This is a genomic window from Streptomyces sp. NPDC004561 (assembly GCF_053602155.1).
Genome location: NZ_JBSGDB010000137.1, coordinates 1 through 19,958, shown reverse-complemented (window position 1 = coordinate 19,958; position 19,958 = coordinate 1). Strand labels below are relative to the sequence as shown.

The window sequence follows — 19,958 nt, the reverse complement described above, 5'->3', positions numbered from 1 at the left end:
GGCAGCTGGCCGATCAGGATGGTCAGCGCCAGGCCGTTCATGTAGCCGGTCATCGTGGGCTTGGAGAGCAGGTCGGCGATGAACCCGAGTACTCGCCGCCGACGCCAGGAGCACGGCATCGCCGTCTACGCCGCCAACCTCGGCTGGAAGGACGTGCCCCTGCGCGCCCGGCTCGCCGAGCGGCTCGGGGCGCCCGTCGCCCTCGGCCACGACGTGCGCACCGGCGGCCTCGCCGAGGGCCGGATCGGCGCGGGCCGGGGCGCCGACCGGTTCCTGTTCGTGCCGCTCGGCACCGGCATCGCGGGCGCCATCGGCATCGACGGCCGGGTGGAGTCGGGCGCGCACGGCTTCGCGGGCGAGATCGGCCACATCGTCGTACGCCCCGGCGGCACCCCCTGCCCCTGCGGGCAGCGCGGCTGCCTGGAGCGGTACGCCTCCGCGTCCGCGGTCAGCGAGGCATGGGCGGCGGCCCGCGGGAACCCGGACGCGGACGCGGCGGACTGCGCCGAGGCCGTCGCGTCCGGCGACCCGAACGCCGTCCGGGTCTGGCAGGAGGCGGTGGACGCCCTCGCCGACGGACTGGTCACCGCGCTCACCCTGCTGGACCCGCGCACGCTGATCATCGGTGGCGGACTGGCCGAGGCGGGGGAAGTGTTGTTCCAGCCCCTGCGGAACGCCGTGGGGCGCCGGGTCACCTTCCAGAAGCTGCCGTCCATCGTCCCCGCCGCCCTCGGTGACACCGCGGGCTGCCTGGGCGCGGGACTGCTCGCGCGCGATCTCCTGACGACCACCCCTACGACTCCGGAGGTAAGCACCTGATGGCCAACGAGCGGGACAGTCGAGCTCCGGGTGGGAGCCGGGTGCTCACCGGTGCGAACGTGGTGCTTCCCACCGGAACGGTGCAGAACGGCCAGGTGGCGATCGACGGCCGGCACATCACCGCGACCGCCCCGGCCGGCGCCGAACCGATCGACGTGACCGGCCACTGGCTCGTCCCCGGCTTCGTCGACATCCACAACCACGGCGGCGGCGGGGCCTCCTTCTCCGGGACGGCCGACGACGTGCTCACCGCCGTCCGCACCCACCGCCTGCACGGCACCACCACCCTCGTCGCCTCCACCGTCACCGACGAGATGGACCTGCTGGTGCGGCAGGCCGGGCTGCTGAGCGAGCTGGCCGAGCAGGGGGAGATCGCCGGGATCCACTTCGAGGGGCCGTTCATCTCGCCGTGCCGCAAGGGCGCCCACTCCGAGAAGCTGCTGCGCCACCCGGAGCCGGCCGAGGTCCGCAAGCTGATCGACGCGGCACGCGGGCAGGCGCGGATGATCACCCTCGCCGCCGAGCTGCCGGGCGGCATCGACTCCGTACGGCTGCTCGCCGATCACGGTGTGATCGCGGCGATCGGGCACACCGACGCCGGGTACGAGCAGACGGTCGAGGCCATCGACGCGGGCGCCACGGTCGCCACCCACCTCTTCAACGCCATGCCCGCCCTCGGCCATCGCTCCCCCGGCCCGGTCGCCGCCCTGCTGGAGGACGAGCGGGTGACGGTCGAGCTGATCAACGACGGCACGCATCTGCATCCCGCCGCGCTGGAGCTGGCCTTCCATCACGCGGGCGCGGACCGGGTCGCGTTCATCACCGACGCGATGGACGCGGCCGGCGTCGGTGACGGCCGCTACATGCTCGGCCCGCTGGAGGTGGAGGTCAGCGAGGGCGTGGCCCGGCTGGTGGAGGGCGGCTCGATCGCGGGCTCGACGCTCACCCTGGACCGCGCGTTCAAGCGGGCGGTGACCGTCGACCGGCTGTCCGTGGAGGACGCCGTCAAGGCCCTGTCCGCCAACCCGGCCCGGCTGCTCGGCCTGTCCGACCGCGTCGGCTCCCTGGAGCCGGGCAAGGACGCCGACCTGGTCCTGCTGGACCAGAACTTCGACATCAGGGGCGTGATGCGCCGGGGCGAGTGGGTGGTGGCTCCCCAACTGGCCTGATACGCCCCCCTTTTCCCGCGACGGCGGCCGACCCGTGACTGGGCCGGCCGCCGTCTCTTTGGCATGATCGAGGCCCCGGAAACCGATGACGGGCACATGAACTTCGAGGGAGGTCGGCACGGGTGATCCTCACGGTCACGCTGAACACCGCTCTCGACATCACCTATCGCGTGCGGTCGCTGCGGCCGCACGCCTCGCACCGCGTCTCGGACGTCATCGAGCGACCGGGCGGCAAGGGCGTGAACGTGGGCCGGGTGCTGGCCGCGCTCGGGCACGAGGTGACGGTCACGGGGTTCGCGGGCGGCGCGACCGGGCGCGCGGTGCGCGACCGGCTGGCCGGCACGTCCGGGCTGACGGACGCGCTGGTCCCGGTGGCCGGACCGACCCGGCGCACGATCGCCGTCGTCGACGAACTGTCGGGTGACACGACCCAGTTGAACGAGCCCGGTCCGCAGATAGTCCCCACCGAGTGGGGCGCCTTCCTGGACCGGTACACGGAACTGCTGGCCGGCGCCTCGGCGGTGGCCCTGTGCGGCAGCCTGCCGCCGGGGGTGCCGGTGGGGGCGTACGCGGGCCTGATACGCATGGCCCGCGCGCTCGGCGTGCCGGTGCTCCTCGACACAAGCGGCGAGCCGCTGCGGCGGGGGGTGGCCGCCCGGCCCGACCTCATCAAGCCGAACGCCGACGAGCTGGCCGAACTGACCGGCTCCCACGAGCCGTTGCGCGCCACCCAGGACGCCCGGCGGCGCGGTGCGCACGCGGTGGTGGCCTCCCTGGGCGCGGAGGGCCTGCTGGCCGTCACCCCCGAGGGCCGCTGGCGCGCCACCCCGCCCACCCGCGTCCACGGCAACCCGACGGGCGCGGGCGACTCGGCGGTCGCGGCGCTGCTCTCCGGCGTGGTGACCCAACTCCCCTGGCCGGACCGCCTCTCCCGGGCGATCGCCCTCTCGGCGGCAACGGTCCGGGCACCCGCGGCGGGCGAGTTCGACCACGCGGCCTACGAGAAGCTCCTGGCGCGGGTGTCGGTGACGGCGGCGTGACGGATGTGCCGGATACCGCCCAGCGGTTTGGCCGGAAAACGCCCTCTCCCCATCTCGACCGGGTGATCGGATGGTTAGATGATCACCCGTTCACTACATCGACCAGTAGTGAAAGATATGTGGGGGAACCTCATATGAGCGTGTTCAAGAAAAGCCTGACGACGGTGGCCGTGGCCGGCGCGTTGCTGGCCGGCGCCTTCGCCACACCGGCTGCGGCGGCCGATCCCAACACCTGCCCGAAGGGCAAGGTCTGCGGATGGTCGGGGACGAACAGGACCGGCACCAGGACCGTCCTCTCGGTGTCGCCCGGCTGCTACCCGTTCAACGACGCCCGGTCCGTCTCGAACCAGACGTCCTACCGCATCGTGTTCTGGCACATCACCCCGGGCACCGGCTGCGCCGTCGGCACCAAGCTGCTCACCCTGAAGCCGGGCACCTACTCGGACAACACCCATTCCACCGCCACGGGGATCGAGGTCTACGGGGGTTAGCCCCGCGGCCTTCGTACCGGTGACGGCAGTTCGGCCGAGAACGTTCGCCGGGTTTGCCGGCAGCCCAGAGCGACGACGGATGACCGGCGGCGTGAACTGCCCCGCACACGCTCGACGGACACGGGCCACTCGAGGGCTTACGAGCCGACCGATCACGGCCGACGACCGACGCACGCCATCCTCTAGAACATATGATCGCCAGCGACCAAAGATCTAATTCTCGCTGGGGGAACACATGCGCACATCACCGGCCATCAAGCAACTCGCGGCTCTCGGTTTGGCCTCGATGGGACTCGTCATCTCCATGAGTTCCACGGCGTCGGCCGATCAGGCGGGAGTCTGGATGCAGGATGGCCACCACTTCAGTATCCGAAGCGCTGCCAGCAGCTCGTCGACCGTGCTCCACTCGGTTACCGATCCTGATGCCAGGATTCCTTGCACCACGACCCCGTGCACGCGGGACAACAACGGCGGCTCATACAAGTGCTGGTCCGGGGGCCCTTCGGGCAATGACTGGGTCAAGGTGAAGTGGAACGGAAGGACGGGTTGGGTGGCCGTCCTCTGCGTCGAAGGCGGACGCATCTGAGCAGAGGGTGTGGCGATCTCGGTGGCTGCCGAGGTCGCCACACCGGTTTGGGGCTCAGCCGTTGACCCAGCCCTTCACCAGCCACAGCTGGTCGACGAGAGCGTCGCACTGGTTGCCCTGCTCGCACGAGAGCTTGATGGTGTTCGCGCCCTTGTTGAGCTGGATCCAGTTGTACGTCTTCGTCCAGCCCTTCTGGTAGTCGCCCTGCGCGGCGTTCGCCCAGTTCTTCAGGCCTACGGGCCTGTCGGAAGCCGCGCCGTTGACCGTGAGGGTGGCGGTGGCGTCCTTGCCGGGAACGCTGTAACCGACGTAGACGCTGTACTTGCCGGACTCGGGGATGCCGTTGACGGTCCAGGTGATCGAGGCGCCGGTCTGGTTGAGGCCGCCCACGTACTTGGCGTCCGCGGACCGCGCTCCGGGGACGCCCCCCGTGACGGCGGCACCACCCGCGAGCTGGAGGCCGCTGTTCGAGCCGTCGATCTTCGGCAGTTCACCCGACGGCGCCGAGCTGCTGTTCGACGGGCTCGGGTCGCTGCTCTGGGACTGGGTGGGGGTGCTGCCGGCCTGGTTCTTCTTGTCGTCGCCCGAGCTGCCGTTGATCATGGCCACGCTGATGCCGATGACGACCGCCGCGACCACCGCGATGGCGCCGATCAGCAGGCCCTTGGTGTTCGGGCCACGGCGGCCGGGGCCGGCCTGGTGGGACGGCTGGCGGCCGGTCGGGGCGCCGCCGGGCAGGGTCTCGGGGGCCTGGTAGTAGGCATTCGGCTGGCTGTAGACGCCCTGCTGCTGCGGCACCGTCGGCTGGCCGTACTGGCGCTCGCCGACCGTGCGCACCCTGCTGACCGAGTTCGGGTAGCCGTAACCGCCGGACGGCGGCTGGGCCCCTCTGGCCTGGCCGTCTGCGTACAGGTAGCCGAACGGGTCCTCGTCCTCGGGCGTGCTCGCGCCGTTGTCGCCGGGCGTCATCCCTTGGTACTCCTCAACAGGTGCGGGCGGATGCGATACGGGTTGGAATGGCGAGCCTACCCGCTCTTGCTGGCCCAAACGGGTGACTCGGACCGCATCAGCTCACTGACCTGCGGCTCATCCGGCGCGTCGGTGCTGTTTGGGACGAGATCGTTTCTCTACGTACATCCGTTCGTCGGCTGACTTCAACACTTCGTCCGCGGTCATACCGCAGTGTGCCCAGCCGATACCGAAGCTCGCGCCCACCCGGACGGCCCGGCCCTCGGCCCGGATCGGCTGGATGATCTCGTTGCGCAGCCGTACGGCGAGGTCCTGGGCGTCGGCCCGGCCGAGGCCGTTGGCGAGGATCACGAACTCGTCGCCGCCGAGCCGGGCCACCGTGTCCCCGTCGCGCACGCCCTGGGACAGGCGCCGGGCCACCTCGATGAGGACGGCGTCGCCCGCGTTGTGCCCGAACCGGTCGTTGATCGACTTGAAGCCGTCGAGGTCGCAGAAGAGGACCGCGAGGCCCTTGGCGCCGTCGTCCCGCCCGTCCTCGGGGGCGACGGTGTGCACATGGTGGTCGTAGCCGTCGAACGCCTCCACGCCCGGCACGAAGTCGAAGCCGTGCCCGGCCGGGGCGTCGAAGGCGGGGTGGCCGTAGGCCGCGTCCAGGGACTCCAGGGCGCCGGGCTGGGTCGGGCGCTGGCACAGCCGGGCCGACAGGCGCGAGCGCAGCTCGGCGGAGTTCGGCAGCCCGGTGAGGGAGTCGTGCGAGGCGCGGTGGGCGAGGTGCAGCTCGCGGCGCTTGCGCTCCTCAATGTCCTCGACGTGGGTGAGCAGGAAGCGCGGGCCGTCGGCGGCGTCGGCGACGACGGAGTTGCGCAGCGACACCCAGACGTAGCTGCCGTCCCTGCGGCCCAGGCGGAGTTCCGCGCGGCCGCCCTCGGCGGAGGTCCGGAGCAGGGTGCCGATGTCCTCGGGGTGGACCAGGTCGGAGAAGGCGTAGCGGCGCATCGCGGAGGCGGGGCGGCCCAGGAGGCGGCACAGGGCGTCGTTGGTGCGCAGGATGCGGCCGTGCTGGTCGCCGCCCATCTCGGCTATGGCCATGCCGGAGGGCGCGTACTCGAAGGCCTGCCGGAAGCTCTCCTCGCTCGCCCGCAGCGCCTGCTGCTCGCGCTCCAGGCGGACCAGGGCGCGCTGCATGTTGGCGCGCAGCCGCGCGTTGCTGATCGCGATGGCGGCCTGGAAGGCGTACATCTGCAGGGCCTCGCGGCCCCAGGCTCCGGGCCGGCGGCCGTTGCGCGGCCGGTCGACGGAGACGACCCCGAGCAGTTCGCCGGAGGAGCCGCCCTGCACGCCCGGGGTGTACATGGGGGCGAAGAGGCGGTCCGAGGGGTGCCACTCGTCCTCGAAGCGCGGCGCGGGACCGTCCGTGTACCACTGGGGTACGTCGTCGTCGTCGAGGACCCAGCCCTCGGTGTGCGGTATGAACACCAGGTCGCCCCAGCGCTCGCCCATGTTGAGCCGCCGCTCCCAGGACTCGCGGGAGCCGACCCGGCCGGTGATCAGGGCCTCGGCGGCGGAGTTGCCGGAGAACGCGGCGACCACGAGATCGCCGTCCTGGCGTACGAGGTTCACGCACGCCATCTCGTACCCGAGGGCGCTCACGGCGCCGTCGGCGACCGTCTGCAGTGTGTCCGCCAGGCTGCGGGCCGTGTTCATGTCGGCCATGACCTGGTGCAGCTGTCGCAGGGACGCAAGGCGGACGTAGGGCTCCGACTCGGTCTCCATGCTCGCCCTCCCCCCGAGACCTCGCAGCGAATCAAGGGTTGTCTTCGGCGCTTCTCGACAATGGCTCTTAAGGTGCTGTCGCGGCTTCCCCGCCACTGAATCACAGCGCGCTGCCCACTCGGTACACAGGGTCAACAATTCCTGTCCCTTGTGACTCAAGTCACAGGAGAACGTGAACAATTGAGTGGAGTTTCCGCGTTTTCTCTGTGCGTTTACCGAACGCAAACTTTGTGGGTCTGCGCACATCATGCCTCAGTGGTCGTCCTCTGGTCCTAGGACCGGGCTCGGCCGGAGGCCCGATGCGGCCCGCGCGAGGCGGAGACTAGCGTTTCCCGCGTGCTGAAGACGCCTTCCCCCCTCGCCCTCGCCGCTTCCGGGCATGCTGAGGGGGTGAGCAACGACGAGTTCCGGGCCGCGATGTCCCGGCTGGCCGCGGGCGTGGTCCTGGTCACCGCGCAGGAACCGCCGCTCGACCCGGACGACCCGGCCTCGCCGGGTGTGGAGGACGTCGGCATGACCGCGACCGCCTTCATGTCGGTCTCCCTCGACCCGCCGCTGGTCCTGGTCAGCCTGCGCGAGGGCGCCCGCATGGACGACCTGCTCATCGAGCAGCCGCTGTGGGCGGTGTCGGTGCTCGCCGAGAGCCAGCGGCACATCGCGGGCCGCTTCGCCATGAAGGGACGCATCAGCGACCGGCTCCTCTTCGAGGACATCCCCTACGTCCGCGGCGAGGCCACCGGTGCCCCGCTGGTGGGCGGCGCGCTGGCCACCCTGGAGTGCAGGACCGAGCAGCGGGTGGCCGCCGGGGACCACACCCTGGTCGTCGGCCGCGTGCTGACCGCGCAGGTCCCGAGCGCGGAGGGCGGTCCGCTGCTGTACTTCCGCGGCAGGTACCGGCAGTTGGGCTGAGCCGGGCGGCGCCCCGCGGATATCCCGTGGCCCGGTGGTCAACGGCGCGTCTACCGTGCCCGGATGACACTGCGACTGGAAGAAGTAACGCCCCGGAATTTCGAGGCCGCACTCGGTATTCGCATTCGGCCGGACCAGGAACACGCGGTCGAGCCCGTGGCGCATTCCCTCGCCGAGGCGTACGTCCATCCCGCCGGCGTCGCGTGGCCCCGGCTGATCGTCGACGGCGACCGCCCGGTCGGCTTTCTGATGGCCTTCCTCGGCATCGACTGGTACGGCGACGGCGGCGTGCGCCGCTCGGGGCTGTGGCGGCTGAACATCGCCGCGGAAGAACAGGGGCGGGGCCACGGCCGGTTCGCCGTCGAGTCGGTCGCCGCCGAGATCCGCCGCCGCGGCGGCGAGGAGCTCTACGTCACCTGGCATCCGGGCCCGGACGGCCCCGAGGACTTCTACCTCCGCCTGGGCTTCCACAAGAACGGTGAGACGAGCGGCGGCCAGACGGTGGGGGTGCTGGAGCTGTAGCGGCGCCGCGGTCGCGGCACTAGCCCCAGTCCCGGCCCGAGCGGCCGCGCTTGGTCTGCGCGCGCTGCTTCTTCTCCCGCAGCCGGCGTTCGTTGATGCCGCGCGGGATGCGGGTGGGTCTGCGGGGCTTGGGCGGGGGCGCGGTGGCCTCCGCGAGGAGGGCGGCGAGACGTACGGCGGCGGCCTCGCGGTTGCGCCACTGGGAGCGGTGCTCGGAGGCCCGTACGGACAGCACCCCGTCGACGAGCCGGCCGGCCAGCCGCTGCAGTGCCCGCTCCTTCCACACCGGCGGGAGCGCCTCGGTGCTCGCGAGGTCGAAGCGCAGTTCCACCTGCGAGTCGCTGGTGTTGACGTGCTGCCCGCCGGGCCCGGACGACCTGGAGAAACGCCACATCAGCTCGGCCTCGGGGAGCGAGACGGAGCCGCGGACGATGTAGGGACCGGACATGCCTTCCATGTTCCCGGTCGCACCCGGTCCACGTCATCCGGATTTCCGGCTCGGTAAAAAAGGTAAAGGGATACGGAACCGGCGGGACCCCCCTCGACGTTCTTCCCGGTGAAGGTAGCTTCGTCCGCACACATCGCAGATGCAGGGACATCCAGGAAGGACTCCCAACATGGCTGTAAGCCTGTCCAAGGGTGGCAACGTCTCGCTGACCAAGGAGGCTCCGGGCCTGACCGCTGTCACCGTGGGCCTCGGCTGGGACGTCCGCACCACCACCGGCACGGACTTCGACCTCGACGCCTCGGCCATCGCGGTCAACGGGCAGGGCAAGGTCTACTCGGACGCCCACTTCGTCTTCTTCAACAACAAGCAGACCCCGGACAACTCCATCGTCCACACGGGTGACAACACCACCGGCCAGGGCGAGGGCGACGACGAGGCGATCAACGTCAACCTGGCCGCGCTCCCGGCCGACATCGACAAGGTCGTCTTCCCGGTCTCCATCTACGACGCCGAGAACCGCGGCCAGAACTTCGGCCAGGTCCGCAACGCCTACATCCGCATCGTCAACCAGGCCGGCGGCGCCGAGATCGCCCGCTACGACCTGTCGGAGGACGCCGCCACCGAGACGGCCATGGTCTTCGGCGAGCTGTACCGCAACGGCGCGGAGTGGAAGTTCCGCGCGGTGGGCCAGGGTTACGCCTCGGGCCTGGTGGGCATCGCCCAGGACTTCGGCGTGAACGTCTGACATCCGCTCCCCGGCGGGCGAAGGCCCCGGCGCCCGTGCGCGGCCCGGGGCCTTCGCCTCCCGGACGGGAAATGCCGGGAAGGGCGGCCGGTCCGCGGGATAGGTTGCCCCCGTGATCCTCGAGCCACTCTCCCCCGGCCAGGACATCCCGGCCCCGCTGCTGACCGAACTCACCGCGCTCTACGTGTCCAACCGCGAGTTCCACCGGCTCAGCGGCGACTTCCCCGACCCGGACGACGTACGGCCCGAGCAGGTCGCGCGGACGCTGGCCGAGGACCTGGCCGTGCCCGGTGCCGAGGTGCTGGCCGCCCGCACCGAGGAGGGGCGGCTCGTCGGACTCGCGACCACCCTCGCCCACCATCCCGACCCCGCCGACCCGGACCCGTGGATCGGGCTGCTGATGGTGCACGCGGCCGAGCACGGCAAGGGACACGGCCGCACGTTCGCGGAACTCGTCGAGGACCGTTTCCGCGCGCGGGGCCGCCGGGCCGTACGGCTCGCCGTCCTCGAGAACAACCCCAAGGGGCTGGCCTTCTGGACCGCCCTCGGCTACACGGTCCTGGACCACCGCCCCGACCGTGCCCTCGGCCGGCCCTGTGCCGTGCTGCGCAAGGTGCTGCGCACCCCCCGGCGGGCGGCCCGGATCGCCGTCGTGGACCCGGAGGGCGCGGTGTTCCTCTTCCGGTAGGACAACGACGAGGTCGGCATCCACTGGGCCCTGCCCGGCGGCGGCCTGGAGGCCGGCGAGAGCACCCGCGAGGGCGCCGTGCGCGAACTGGCCGAGGAGACCGGCTGGACCGACCTGGAGCCGGGCCCCCCGCTGTGCACCTGGGAACACGACTTCACCCACACGGACATCCCGGTCCGCCGGCACGAGCACGTGTACGTCACCCGTGGCCCGCGCCGGGACCCGGCCGGCCCCCGGCTCGCCGCCGCGCACGCGGCCGACGGCATCCTCACCGGGCGGTGGTGGTCCAGGCGGGAGCTGGCCGAGGAGCCGGAGCCGGTGTGGCCGCCGGATCTCGCCCGGCTGCTGGACGCGTGGGAGGCGAGCACCGGGCGCACCGGTAACGCCGACTCCCCCGCCTGACCGCGCACCGGCCGGCGCGGGGAGGGCGCCTCAGGGGTGCTTCGGCTTGCCGTCCCCGTACAGCCAGTCCTTCCAGATCTCGGTGAAGTCCTGGCCGGGGTTCTGCTTCTCGACGAAGGCGGTGAAGTCGGCGGTGTCCGCGTTGCCGTAGCGGTGGGCGGCCGCCCAGGCGCGGACGAGGGCGAAGAAGGCCTTGTCGCCCACCTTCTGCCGGATCTTGTGCAGGACCATCGCGCCGCGCTCGTAGACCGGGGAGTCGGAGATGTGTGCGGCGCCCGACGGGGTCGCGGGCGGGTAGGCCCAGACGGCGTCGTTGTCGCCGTTGTAGTAGTCCATGAAGGTCTTCTGGGCGCTGTCGCCGCCGTGGTCCTCCTGCCACAGCCACTGCGCGTAGGTGGCGAAGCCCTCGTTGAGCCACATGTCGCGCCAGGACCTGGGGGTGACCGAGTCGCCGTACCACTGGTGGGCGAGTTCGTGCACGAGGGTGCCGGTCTCGGGGGCGCCGGGGATGACGGGCCGGTTCTGGGTCTCCAGGGCGTAGCCGGCGTCTTCCGGGCGGTCGACGATCGCGCCGACGGAGGAGAACGGGTAGGGCCCGAAGGTGTCCTCCTCCCACTTGACGATGTCGGGGAGCTGCGCGAGGACCTTCGCGCTCGCCGCGGCCTGGGTGGGGTCGACGGCGGTCAGCACGGGCAGCCCGCCCGGGCCCTTGCTGCGGGTGATGTCGAAGTGCCCTATGGCGACCGTGGCGACGTAGCTCGCCATCGGCTGGGCGGTGTGCCAGCGGTAGGTGGTGCGGCCGCCGCGGGTGGACTGGCCCGTCAACTCGCCGTTGGAGATGGCCTGGATGCCCTGGGGGACGGTGACGGCGATGTCGTAGGTCGCCTTGTCGGAGGGGTGGTGGTTGCCGGGGAACCAGGCCATGGAGCCGACGGGCTCGCCGAGGCCGAGGGCGCCGTCGGCGGTGGGCAGCCAGCCCTCCGCGGAGCCGTCGGGGTCGGTGACGGTGTGCGGGGTGCCCGAGTAGCGGACGGTCGTGCGGAACGTCTGGCCCTTGCGCAGGTCGTCGTGCGGGCGGACGGTGAGTTCCTGTCCCGCGCGGTTGAAGCGGGCGTCCCGGCCCTCGACGGTGACCGAGTCGACGTGCAGCCCGGACAGGTCCAGATCGAAGGCGGACAGGTCCTTGGTGGCGCGGGCGGTGATGACCGCGGTGGCGGTCAGACGGCGGGTGGCGGGGGTGTAGTCGAGGGTGAGGTCGTAGTGGCCGACGTCGTAGCCGCCGTTGCCCGCCTTCGGGAAGTACGGGTCGCGTACGCCGGAGCCGCCCGGGGTGCCGTGGACCCCGCCCCTGCACGCGGTCCCGGTCAGGGCGAGGGCCAGCACGGCCGCGGCGGCCGGCACAAGGCGCACGGGTCTGGACATGTCAGCGATCTTAGGGGCGGGTGGTGCAGCGGCCGCTGCCCGGGCCGGGATGCCGGGGTCGCCCTGGCGGCGTGACACCATCTGCGGGTGCTCGACATCGGCTACGCCCTCTCCAACCGGTTCCCGGACCCGCCGCAGACCGACTACCGCCGTGCGGACGTCCACGCGCTGCGGCACGACCTGTTCAGCGGGGACGTCTACCTCGCGGACACCAAGACGGACCGGGAACTGTCCACAGCCTGGGGATGGGTGCCGGTGCTGGACTTCGCGTGGGCGCTGTGCGACATCGTGGAGCGGCTGGACCGGGACCCGATGGGCTCCCGCGCCGCCCGGCCGCAGCGGGCGGAGCTGGACTTCACCGAGTCCACCGACCGGATGCTCTTCGAGCGCCGCTTCGGCTGGGTCGACATCACCGCCGACTGGCTGCCCGCCGAGGAGTCCCCGCTGTCCTTCTCGCACGCCGAACTCCGCCGCGAGGCCCGCGACTTCCTGCAGGATCTGATCGCCGACCTGACGGACCTCCACGAGGACCTGGGGGAGAACCCGGCGATCTGGACCCTGCAGGCCCGCTTCCCCCGGGTGGCGTAGGCCCTACTCCACCCGGATCCCCAGGGCCGCCGCCAGCGCCGGGGCCAGGTCCAGCAGCTGGCCCGTGCTGATCACCGCGCCGGACAGCCGGTCCAGCCCACGGGTGATCTCCAGGGGCGCGGCGCCACGCAGGTCCACGTCCGTCAGGGTCGCCCCGCCGAAGTCCGCGCCCTTCACGGCGCAGTCCACGAACTCCACCCGCTCCAGACGGGCGCCCCCGAAGTCCGGCTCGACCAGGACGCAGGACTCGAAGACGACGTCCCGGAGGCGGGCCATGCGCAGATTGAGGTAGTCGATCTTGCCGCCGCGGACGACGACCCGCTCCAGGACGGCGCCGTGCAGCTGGGTGCCGCCGAGGCGCGGGTCGACCAGCTCGACGTCGCGCAGCGTGGCCTCGGCGAGATCGGTGCCGACCCCGCGCAGGCCGGTGAGGACGGTGTCGAGGACGCGGGCGTGGTGCAGCCGGACCTCGTCGGCCGCGCAGCCCGTCAGCGCGCAGTCCATGAACCGGGCGCCGGCCCCGTCCTGCCCGGTCAGGTCCGCGTCCCGGAACTCCAGCCCGTCGTAGTCGCCGTCGGGCTCCAGCTCCCCCGTCCACGGCTCCAGGGGCGGCAGCCGCAGCTCCGGCCGTCGCGCGCCCTTCACCCGGTTCCCGCCCGTGCCCGTCGCTCTCCTCGCCATGGGCCCATGCTGCACCCCGCCACTGACATTCACCCGAGCGGCCGGGAAGGGACCCGGATGCGGTACATCCCGTTTCGTGGTCTTCTGGTCGGATGAGTATCGGCCGAACGGGTGAGTCCGGGGCGGCCCCGGAGGGAACCGATCCGCACCGCTGGTGGGCCCTGGTGGTGATCGCCCTGGCCCAGTTGATGGTGGTGCTGGACGCGACGATCGTGAACATCGCACTCCCCTCCGCCCAGCGCGCCCTGCACATGTCCGACGGCAACCGGCAGTGGGTGATCACCGCCTACACGCTCGCCTTCGGCGGGCTGCTCCTGCTGGGCGGCCGGATCGCCGACCTCGTCGGCCGCAAACGCACCTTCGTCGTCGGGCTGGTCGGCTTCGCCGCCGCCTCCGCGTTCGGCGGCGCCGCCACCAGCTCCGGGATGCTCTTCGGCGCCCGCGCGCTCCAGGGCGCCTTCGCGGCCCTCCTCGCGCCGTCCGCGCTCTCCCTGCTGACCACGACGTTCACCGATCCCCGTGAGCGCGGCAAGGCCTTCGGCGTCTACGGCGCCCTCGCCGGCAGCGGCTCGGCGATCGGGTTCATCGTCGGCGGCGTGCTCACCGAGTACCTCGACTGGCGCTGGTGCCTGTACGTCAACGTGCCCATCGCCGTCCTCGCGGTCTTCGGCGCCCTGGCCCTGCTGCACGACCGCCCGGGGCACGGCGAGGTCCGGCTCGACGTGCCCGGCGCGGTGCTCGGCTGCGGCGGCCTGGTGGCGATCGTCTACGGCTTCAGCGAGGCCGAACCGCGCGGCTGGACCGACCCGCTGGTCCTCGCCCTGTTCGCGTCCGGCGTGCTGCTGCTCGCGGTGTTCGTGTGGTGGCAGCACCGCGCCCCGAGCCCGCTGCTGCCGCTGCACATCGTCCGGGACCGCAACCGGGCGGGCTGCTTCCTGACGATGCTGCTCGCCGTGATCGGCATGTTCGGGCTGTTCCTGTTCATGACCTACTACCTCCAGGTCATCCTCGGCTACTCGCCGGTCAAGGCGGGCCTGGCCTTCCTGCCGCTGACGGCCGCGATCATCGTCGGCTCCACCCAGATCTCCGCGCGCCTGCTGCAGCACGTGCCCCCGCGGATGCTGATGGTCCCCGGCATGGTGCTGGCGGCGGGCGGCCTGCTGCTGCTGACCCGGATGACCGTGCACTCCTCCTACACCGGGGAGATCCTGCCCGCCCTGCTGCTGATGGGTCTCGGCATGGGCCTGACCTTCATGCCGGTGTTCGCCACGGCCACCTCCGGGGTCGCCCCGCGCGACTCCGGCGTCACCTCCGCGACCGTCAACACCTCCCAGCAGGTGGGCGGTTCGATCGGCACGGCCCTGCTCAACACCATCGCCACCACCAGCAGCGCCGCCTACATCACCGCCCATCTGCACAGCCCCGCCCAGAAGGCCGCGGTGGTCCCGGCGGGCGTGGTGCACGGCTACACGGTCGCCATCGGCTGGGCCGCCGGCGTGATGCTCCTGGCCGGCCTGGTCGCGGGCCTCATGGTGACGGCGCGGGCCCCGAAGCACGGGACGCCGGCGCAGGCGCCGGTGGCGGAGTCAGTGGGCTGAGCCCAGCGCGGCCAGCGCCCCGTCGGTGAGCCGGTACACCGTCCACTCGTCCTGCGGACGGGCGCCCAGCGCCTCGTAGAACCCGATGGCGGGCCGGTTCCAGTCGAGCACCGACCACTCCAGCCGCTCGTACCCGCGCGCCACGCAGATCCGCGCCAGCTCGGTCAGCAGCGCCCGGCCGTGGCCGCCGCCGCGCACGCCGGGACGGACGTAGAGGTCCTCCAGGTAGATCCCGTGGACCCCGCGCCAGGTCGAGAAGTTCAGGAACCACAGCGCGAAGCCCACGGCCTCGCCGGTCGCGTCGTCCACGGCCATGTGCGCGAAGACCGCGGGCCGTTCCCCGAACAGCGCCTCCCGCAGCTGCTCCTCGCTCGCCCTCGCCTCCTGCGGCTCCTTCTCGTACTCGGCCAGCTCGCGGACGAGGGCGTGGATGACGGGGACGTCGGCGGGGGTCGCGGTGCGGATCATGCGGGGAGCCTAACCGCCGGGCCCCGGCCGGCCGCCGGCCCGGTGGGGCGTCAGTGCCGTCCGGCCACCCGGTCCGCGACCCTCGCCAGGCGGGAGGACCCGATGCCGGGGTGGAGGCGTTCGCGCTGGTCCGCGGCCCGGTAGGTGGCGTACATGCCCTGGACGCCCAGCCAGCGGAAGGGTTCCGGCTCCCATCTGCGGACCTTGTGGTTCACCCAGGGCAGGTCGGTCAGCTCGGTGCGGCCGCCCTGGCCGGAGTCCTGCTGGACCAGGTCGCGCAGGGTGCGGGCGGCGAGGTTGGTGGTGGCGACGCCGGAGCCGACGTAGCCGCCGGCCCAGCCGAGGCCGGTGGAGCGGTCGAGGGTGACGGTGGCGCACCAGTCCCGGGGGACGCCGAGGACGCCGGACCAGGCGTGGGCGATCCGGACCCCGGCGAGGGCCGGGAAGAAGCGGGTGAGGATCTCGCGCAGGGCCTCGACGGTCGCCGCCTGGGTGCGGCCGTCGTTGTCCGTGCGGGAGCCGAAGCGGTACGGCACCCCGCGTCCGCCGAGCGCGATCCGGCCGTCGGCGGTGCGCTGCGCGTACATGTAGGCGTGGGCCATGTCGCCGAGGGTCTCCCGGCCGTCCCAGCCGATCGCCGCCCACTGCTCCCCGGTGAGCGGCTCGGTGGCGACCATCGAGGAGTTCATCGGCAGCCAGGTCCGCCGCTGGCCCCGGAGGGAGGCGGTGAAGCCCTCGGTGCAGCGCAGGACGTAGGGGGCGCGGACGGTGCCGTAGGGGGTGACGGCGTGCTTGGGCCGGATCTCCGTCACGGGGGTCGACTCGTGGATCGTGACCCCGAGGGCCTCGACGGCCGCCGCGAGGCCCTTGACCAGCTTCACCGGGTGCAGCCGGGCCCCGTGCGGGGTCCAGGTGGAGCCGACGGCGTCCGCGATCCGGATCCGCTCGGCCGTCTCCCGGGCGCCGTACAGTTCGCGGTCCTTCTCGCCGTACGACAGCTCGTGCTCGTGGAAGGCCTTCAGCCGGGCCAGCTGGGCGGGCGTGGTGGCCACTTCGAGGACGCCGCCGTGGTGGACGTCGGCGTCGATGCCCTCCGCCCCGGCGACCGCGATCACCTCGGCCACGGTGTCGTTCATCGCCTTCTGCAGCCGTACGGCGGCCTCGTGGCCGTGCAGCCTCGCGTACCGGTCGCGGCCCGCGACGCCGTTGTACAGCCAGCCGCCGTTGCGGCCGGAGGCACCGTACCCGCAGAACTTCTGCTCCAGGACGGTGATGCGCAGGAAGGGGGCGGCCTTCTTCAGGTAGTACGCCGTCCACAGTCCCGTGTAGCCGCCGCCGACGATCACCACGTCGGCGGTGGCGTCCCCGGGCAGCGGTTCCCGCACCGCCGGAAGGCCGTCGTCCGCGTACCAGAAGGAGATGCCACCGTTCACGACACTGCTCGCCGAGCTGCTCATGGCCGGGACGTTAACCCCTGAGACCGGCCAGTGTCTCCTTCGGATTCCATGCTTTTCCGCGGCCTCTGGTCAGCGGATAGCAGGCCAGTCCGATCAGTACGGAGAGAAAGTGCCCGATGTCGGTGAAGGTCGGCGTCTCGGCCAGCGGGAGGCCGAAGACGAGCAGGACCACGGCGAGATAGACGTAGCGCCAGGGCGTCGCGATCCGGTAGGTGAGCACTCCGATGACCCCGGCCAGCGCGTAACTTACCCCGATGTCGAGGGTGTTGACCGCCGAGTGCGGGGCCATGCCGTCGCGGACCGCCCTCAGCAGCAGGCCCTCGCTGATGAGGGTCGCCAGCACGTGCGCGGCCACGCACACCACGAGCCAGCGGACGGTGCCCAGCCAGCGTTCGGCGGAGGCGTGGAAGACCGTGTACAGGAAGGCGTACGGCAGCCAGCGCCCGCTGTCGATCCACATCGCGCTGGTGATGAGCACCCGCACCGGGTCGCGGGTCAGCTCGTGGATGTTGGTCGACCTGCGGCGCAGGAAGTGCTGCTCGAACCCGGGCGACATGCGGTGCAGGGCGACGGTCGTGAGGAACAGGATCGCGAGCCAGACGTAGGTGCCCGGGGCGCTGCGGACATAGGCCGCGACCGCCCCGAGTACACGCCGAAAGCGGATGACCCGGTTCACATCCGCCAGTATGGTCGGCCGGTTGATCGGGATGCCTGGTGAGCCGGCCGCTTCTCAGGAGAAATTCAAAGGCGCGGCGGGGCGGGCGTCCACCGGGGAACTCCTCCGACTGCGGGAGCCGCACCGACGGGCCGGGGACGCGCGGGTGTTCACGCCGTTGCCGCCGGCCGGGCGTCGCGCGCCGCCTGACACGCCGCCTAATGGCCTATCCGGACGAGTAGCAATTAATAGGACATATCGTACGGGATATGAAGAGATGTCACATCGCTTACGCCGCGTGCGCCGCCACCCTTGTCGGCACGGTACTGGGCGCCTCCCCCGCGGCGGCCGCCCACCGGACCTACCTGGTCCACCAGGGCGAGTCGATCCAGAAGGCGGTGAACCGCGCACAGCCCGGCGACACCGTCCTCGTGCTCGCGGGCACCTACAAGGAGAGCGTCACGATCAGGACGCCCTGGGTCACCCTGCGCGGCGTGGGCGGCAGGACCGTGATTCAGCCCTCCCCGAAGAAGTCGACCAAGAAACCGGCGAAGAAGGGCGCCAAGAAGGGCGCCAAGAAGGCCTCCGTCAGCTGCGCCGAGGGCGGCAACGGCATCTGCGTGCTGGGCACCAAGACCAGGAACGTCCAGGGCGTCACCGTCGCCGACCTGAAGGTGACCGGCTTCAGCCGCACCGGCGTGTTCGGCATGGCGACGGACACCATGACCGTACGCGGTGTCCAGGCCGTGAAGAACGGCGTGTGGGGCATCGCCCAGGAGCGGTCCGTGCGCGCGCGCATCATGGCCAACTACGCCTCGGGCAACGGCGACGCGGGCGTCTTCCTCGCCAACACCATCAAGGAGGAGGCGGGCGCCACCGACACCAAGCACACCCTGATCGAGCGCAACCGGCTGGTGAACAACCGGATCGGCGTCACCGTACGGCGGCTGCGCGACCTCACCGTCGCGGAGAACTACATCACCGGCAACTGCGCCGGCGTGTTCGTCGTCGGCGACGAGAACAAGCCCAAGGCCGGCGACATCGAAGTGGCCGCCAACGACGTCAGCAGGAACAACAGGTCCTGCCCGAAGACGCCGCGACTGCCCGCGCTCCAGGGCTCCGGCATCGTCCTGACCGGCGCCGAGAAGACCTTGGTGCACGGCAACCGGGTCACCGGCAACACGGGCAGGTCCCCGCTGTCCGGCGGCATCGTGCTCTTCAAGAGCTTCGTGGGCGTCACCAGTGACCGCAACCGGGTCAGCGACAACATGCTGTCCGGCAACTCCCCCGCGGACCTCGTCAACACCGAGACCCGCGGCAAGGGCAACACCTTCCTGCACAACGCCTGCCGGGCCTCCAAGCCCGCGGGTCTGTGCTGACCGCCAGACCGCTGCCCCTGCTGGACAGACGCAGGCCGACGAAGGAGAGAAGGCGGCAGATGACCACCGCTGAGACAGCCCCGCCCCCGCCGATGCGACTGCGCGAGCTCGTGTTCGGAGCGGCCCTGGCCGCCGCCGTACGGGCCGCCGCCCGGCTGGGCGTCCCCGACGCCCTCGGGGACACACCGATGACCGCCGAGGACCTCGCGGCCGCGGTGAAGACCGAACCCAAGCCGCTGCGCCGGATGCTGCGGGCCCTGACCTGCTACGGCGTCTTCACCGAGCAGCCGGACGGCGCCTTCGCGCACACCGACATGTCCCGGCTGCTGCGCGAGGACGACCCGAACAGCCTCCGCGCCATCGCGCTGTGGTGCACCGAACCGTGGACCTGGGCCGCCTGGCCCAGGCTCGACGAGGCGGTGCGCACCGGGAAGAACGTCGTGGAGGGCCTCTACGGCAAGGAGTTCTTCACCTACCTCAACGAGGACGCCCCCGAGTCGGCGGACGTCTTCAACCGGGCGATGACCCGCTCCAGCGAGCAGTCGGCGCGGGAGGTCGCGGCCCTGCTGGACCTGTCCGGGGCCAAGTCCGTCGCGGACATCGGCGGCGGCCAGGGACATGTGGTGGCCTGCCTGCTGGACAAGTACCCGGCCATGCACGGCAGTCTGCTGGACCTGCCCCGCGTGGTGGAGAACGCGCTGCCGCGGCTGCGCGCGGGCGGCGACCTCGCGGACCGCTCGCGGATCGTGCCCGGCGACGTCCGGGAGGCCGTCCCGGTCCAGGCGGACGTCTACGTCATCAAGAACATCCTGGAGTGGGACGACGAGAGCACGGCGCGCACGCTGCGCAACGTCGTCGAGGCGGGCGGCCCCGGCACCCGCGTCGTGGTCATCGAGAACCTCGTCGACGACACCCCCTCGATGCGGTTCAGCACCGCCATGGACCTGCTGCTGCTCCTCAACGTCGGCGGGGCCAAGCACACCACCGAGAGCATGGTGGGCCGGCTCGGCTCGGCCGGCCTGACCGTGGACGGCATCCAGCCGGTCAACCCCTATCTGCACGCGTTCGACTGCCACGTGCCCGGGTGACCGGGCACCCGCCCGGCGCATCGGTGCCGGTGCGCGCGGAAGCCGGCCGCGTCCATCGCGT

General features: G+C 71.8%; 19 protein-coding genes and 2 pseudogenes. 12 read left to right on the top strand and 9 right to left on the bottom strand.

Annotated features, from left to right (window positions below):
* Window positions 1-89 (bottom strand): annotated as a pseudogene (locus tag ACWEN3_RS19620) (SulP family inorganic anion transporter); the annotation flags it as partial.
* Between ACWEN3_RS19620 and ACWEN3_RS19615 the strand changes: the two are divergent.
* From ACWEN3_RS19615 to ACWEN3_RS19600, 4 genes are all read left to right on the top strand, one after another.
* Window positions 79-819, top strand: coding sequence for an ROK family protein (locus ACWEN3_RS19615; protein ID WP_452972319.1), 741 nt, complete (start codon window positions 79-81; stop codon window positions 817-819). The pseudogene ACWEN3_RS19620 and the gene ACWEN3_RS19615 overlap by 11 nt on opposite strands.
* A complete protein-coding gene (gene nagA / locus ACWEN3_RS19610; protein ID WP_452972316.1) occupies window positions 819-1,988 on the top strand; it encodes an N-acetylglucosamine-6-phosphate deacetylase in 1,170 nt (389 codons plus the stop codon). The genes ACWEN3_RS19615 and nagA overlap by 1 nt, the downstream gene beginning before the upstream one ends.
* Before the next feature lie 122 nt (window positions 1,989-2,110).
* Window positions 2,111-3,028: a 1-phosphofructokinase family hexose kinase gene (locus ACWEN3_RS19605; protein ID WP_452972313.1), complete on the top strand. Its 918-nt coding sequence runs from the start codon at window positions 2,111-2,113 to the stop codon at window positions 3,026-3,028.
* A 134-nt stretch (window positions 3,029-3,162) separates the two neighbouring features.
* Complete coding sequence (locus tag ACWEN3_RS19600; protein WP_452972310.1) at window positions 3,163-3,519, top strand: peptidase inhibitor family I36 protein; 357 nt, start codon at window positions 3,163-3,165, stop codon at window positions 3,517-3,519.
* A gap of 640 nt (window positions 3,520-4,159) precedes the next feature.
* On the opposite strand, the gene ACWEN3_RS19595 is transcribed toward ACWEN3_RS19600, so the two are convergent.
* Together ACWEN3_RS19595 and cdgB are read right to left on the bottom strand one after the other, a co-directional pair.
* Complete coding sequence (locus tag ACWEN3_RS19595) at window positions 4,160-5,074, bottom strand: carbohydrate-binding protein (protein WP_452972308.1); 915 nt, start codon at window positions 5,072-5,074, stop codon at window positions 4,160-4,162.
* A 117-nt stretch (window positions 5,075-5,191) separates the two neighbouring features.
* A complete protein-coding gene (cdgB, locus tag ACWEN3_RS19590; protein ID WP_452972305.1) occupies window positions 5,192-6,847 on the bottom strand; it encodes a diguanylate cyclase CdgB in 1,656 nt (551 codons plus the stop codon).
* Window positions 6,848-7,264: 417 nt separating this feature from the next.
* Between cdgB and ACWEN3_RS19585 the strand changes: the two genes are divergently transcribed.
* Window positions 7,265-7,756, top strand: coding sequence for a flavin reductase family protein (locus ACWEN3_RS19585; RefSeq protein WP_452972322.1), 492 nt, complete (start codon window positions 7,265-7,267; stop codon window positions 7,754-7,756).
* 63 nt (window positions 7,757-7,819) lie between these two features.
* Window positions 7,820-8,278 carry a GNAT family N-acetyltransferase gene (locus tag ACWEN3_RS19580; protein WP_452972303.1) on the top strand — a complete coding sequence of 153 codons (459 nt, stop codon included), beginning with the start codon at window positions 7,820-7,822 and terminating at the stop codon, window positions 8,276-8,278.
* A gap of 19 nt (window positions 8,279-8,297) precedes the next feature.
* Here the strand turns inward: ACWEN3_RS19580 and arfB are convergent, their stop codons facing one another.
* Window positions 8,298-8,735 (bottom strand): alternative ribosome rescue aminoacyl-tRNA hydrolase ArfB, encoded by a 438-nt coding sequence (gene arfB / locus ACWEN3_RS19575; RefSeq protein WP_452972300.1) that lies wholly within the window; start codon window positions 8,733-8,735, stop codon window positions 8,298-8,300.
* Between the two features lie 160 nt (window positions 8,736-8,895).
* Between arfB and ACWEN3_RS19570 the strand changes: the two genes are divergently transcribed.
* Both ACWEN3_RS19570 and ACWEN3_RS19565 read left to right on the top strand, forming a co-directional pair.
* On the top strand, window positions 8,896-9,471 hold the full coding sequence (locus ACWEN3_RS19570) for a TerD family protein (RefSeq protein ID WP_452972298.1): 576 nt from the start codon (window positions 8,896-8,898) through the stop codon (window positions 9,469-9,471).
* A gap of 112 nt (window positions 9,472-9,583) precedes the next feature.
* A pseudogene (locus tag ACWEN3_RS19565) lies at window positions 9,584-10,561 on the top strand (GNAT family N-acetyltransferase).
* A gap of 30 nt (window positions 10,562-10,591) precedes the next feature.
* Here ACWEN3_RS19565 and ACWEN3_RS19560 read toward each other — a convergent pair.
* Window positions 10,592-11,983 (bottom strand): M1 family metallopeptidase, encoded by a 1,392-nt coding sequence (locus ACWEN3_RS19560; RefSeq protein WP_452972296.1) that lies wholly within the window; start codon window positions 11,981-11,983, stop codon window positions 10,592-10,594.
* An 87-nt stretch (window positions 11,984-12,070) separates the two neighbouring features.
* Between ACWEN3_RS19560 and ACWEN3_RS19555 the strand changes: the two genes are divergently transcribed.
* Window positions 12,071-12,571 carry a hypothetical protein gene (locus ACWEN3_RS19555; protein ID WP_452972294.1) on the top strand — a complete coding sequence of 167 codons (501 nt, stop codon included), beginning with the start codon at window positions 12,071-12,073 and terminating at the stop codon, window positions 12,569-12,571.
* 3 nt (window positions 12,572-12,574) lie between these two features.
* On the opposite strand, the gene ACWEN3_RS19550 is transcribed toward ACWEN3_RS19555, so the two are convergent.
* Window positions 12,575-13,252: a pentapeptide repeat-containing protein gene (locus ACWEN3_RS19550; protein ID WP_452972292.1), complete on the bottom strand. Its 678-nt coding sequence runs from the start codon at window positions 13,250-13,252 to the stop codon at window positions 12,575-12,577.
* Window positions 13,253-13,344: 92 nt separating this feature from the next.
* On the opposite strand from ACWEN3_RS19550, the gene ACWEN3_RS19545 reads away from it, so the two are divergent.
* Window positions 13,345-14,850, top strand: coding sequence for an MFS transporter (locus ACWEN3_RS19545; RefSeq protein WP_452972289.1), 1,506 nt, complete (start codon window positions 13,345-13,347; stop codon window positions 14,848-14,850).
* Here ACWEN3_RS19545 and ACWEN3_RS19540 read toward each other — a convergent pair.
* The 3 genes from ACWEN3_RS19540 to ACWEN3_RS19530 are packed head-to-tail and all read right to left on the bottom strand — an operon-like array spanning window position 14,839 to window position 17,451.
* Complete coding sequence (locus tag ACWEN3_RS19540; RefSeq protein WP_452972287.1) at window positions 14,839-15,318, bottom strand: N-acetyltransferase family protein; 480 nt, start codon at window positions 15,316-15,318, stop codon at window positions 14,839-14,841. The two genes, ACWEN3_RS19545 and ACWEN3_RS19540, sit on opposite strands and share 12 nt — an antisense overlap.
* A gap of 50 nt (window positions 15,319-15,368) precedes the next feature.
* Window positions 15,369-16,775 carry an NAD(P)/FAD-dependent oxidoreductase gene (locus ACWEN3_RS19535; protein ID WP_452972284.1) on the bottom strand — a complete coding sequence of 469 codons (1,407 nt, stop codon included), beginning with the start codon at window positions 16,773-16,775 and terminating at the stop codon, window positions 15,369-15,371.
* Between the two features lie 10 nt (window positions 16,776-16,785).
* Window positions 16,786-17,451, bottom strand: coding sequence for a rhomboid-like protein (locus ACWEN3_RS19530; RefSeq protein ID WP_452972282.1), 666 nt, complete (start codon window positions 17,449-17,451; stop codon window positions 16,786-16,788).
* A 248-nt stretch (window positions 17,452-17,699) separates the two neighbouring features.
* Here ACWEN3_RS19530 and ACWEN3_RS19525 point away from each other — a divergent pair, with 248 nt between their 5' ends.
* Together ACWEN3_RS19525 and ACWEN3_RS19520 are read left to right on the top strand one after the other, a co-directional pair.
* A complete protein-coding gene (locus tag ACWEN3_RS19525) occupies window positions 17,700-18,809 on the top strand; it encodes a right-handed parallel beta-helix repeat-containing protein (protein WP_452972279.1) in 1,110 nt (369 codons plus the stop codon).
* A gap of 59 nt (window positions 18,810-18,868) precedes the next feature.
* Window positions 18,869-19,897 (top strand): methyltransferase, encoded by a 1,029-nt coding sequence (locus ACWEN3_RS19520; protein WP_452972276.1) that lies wholly within the window; start codon window positions 18,869-18,871, stop codon window positions 19,895-19,897.
* Window positions 19,898-19,958: the final 61 nt, after the last annotated feature.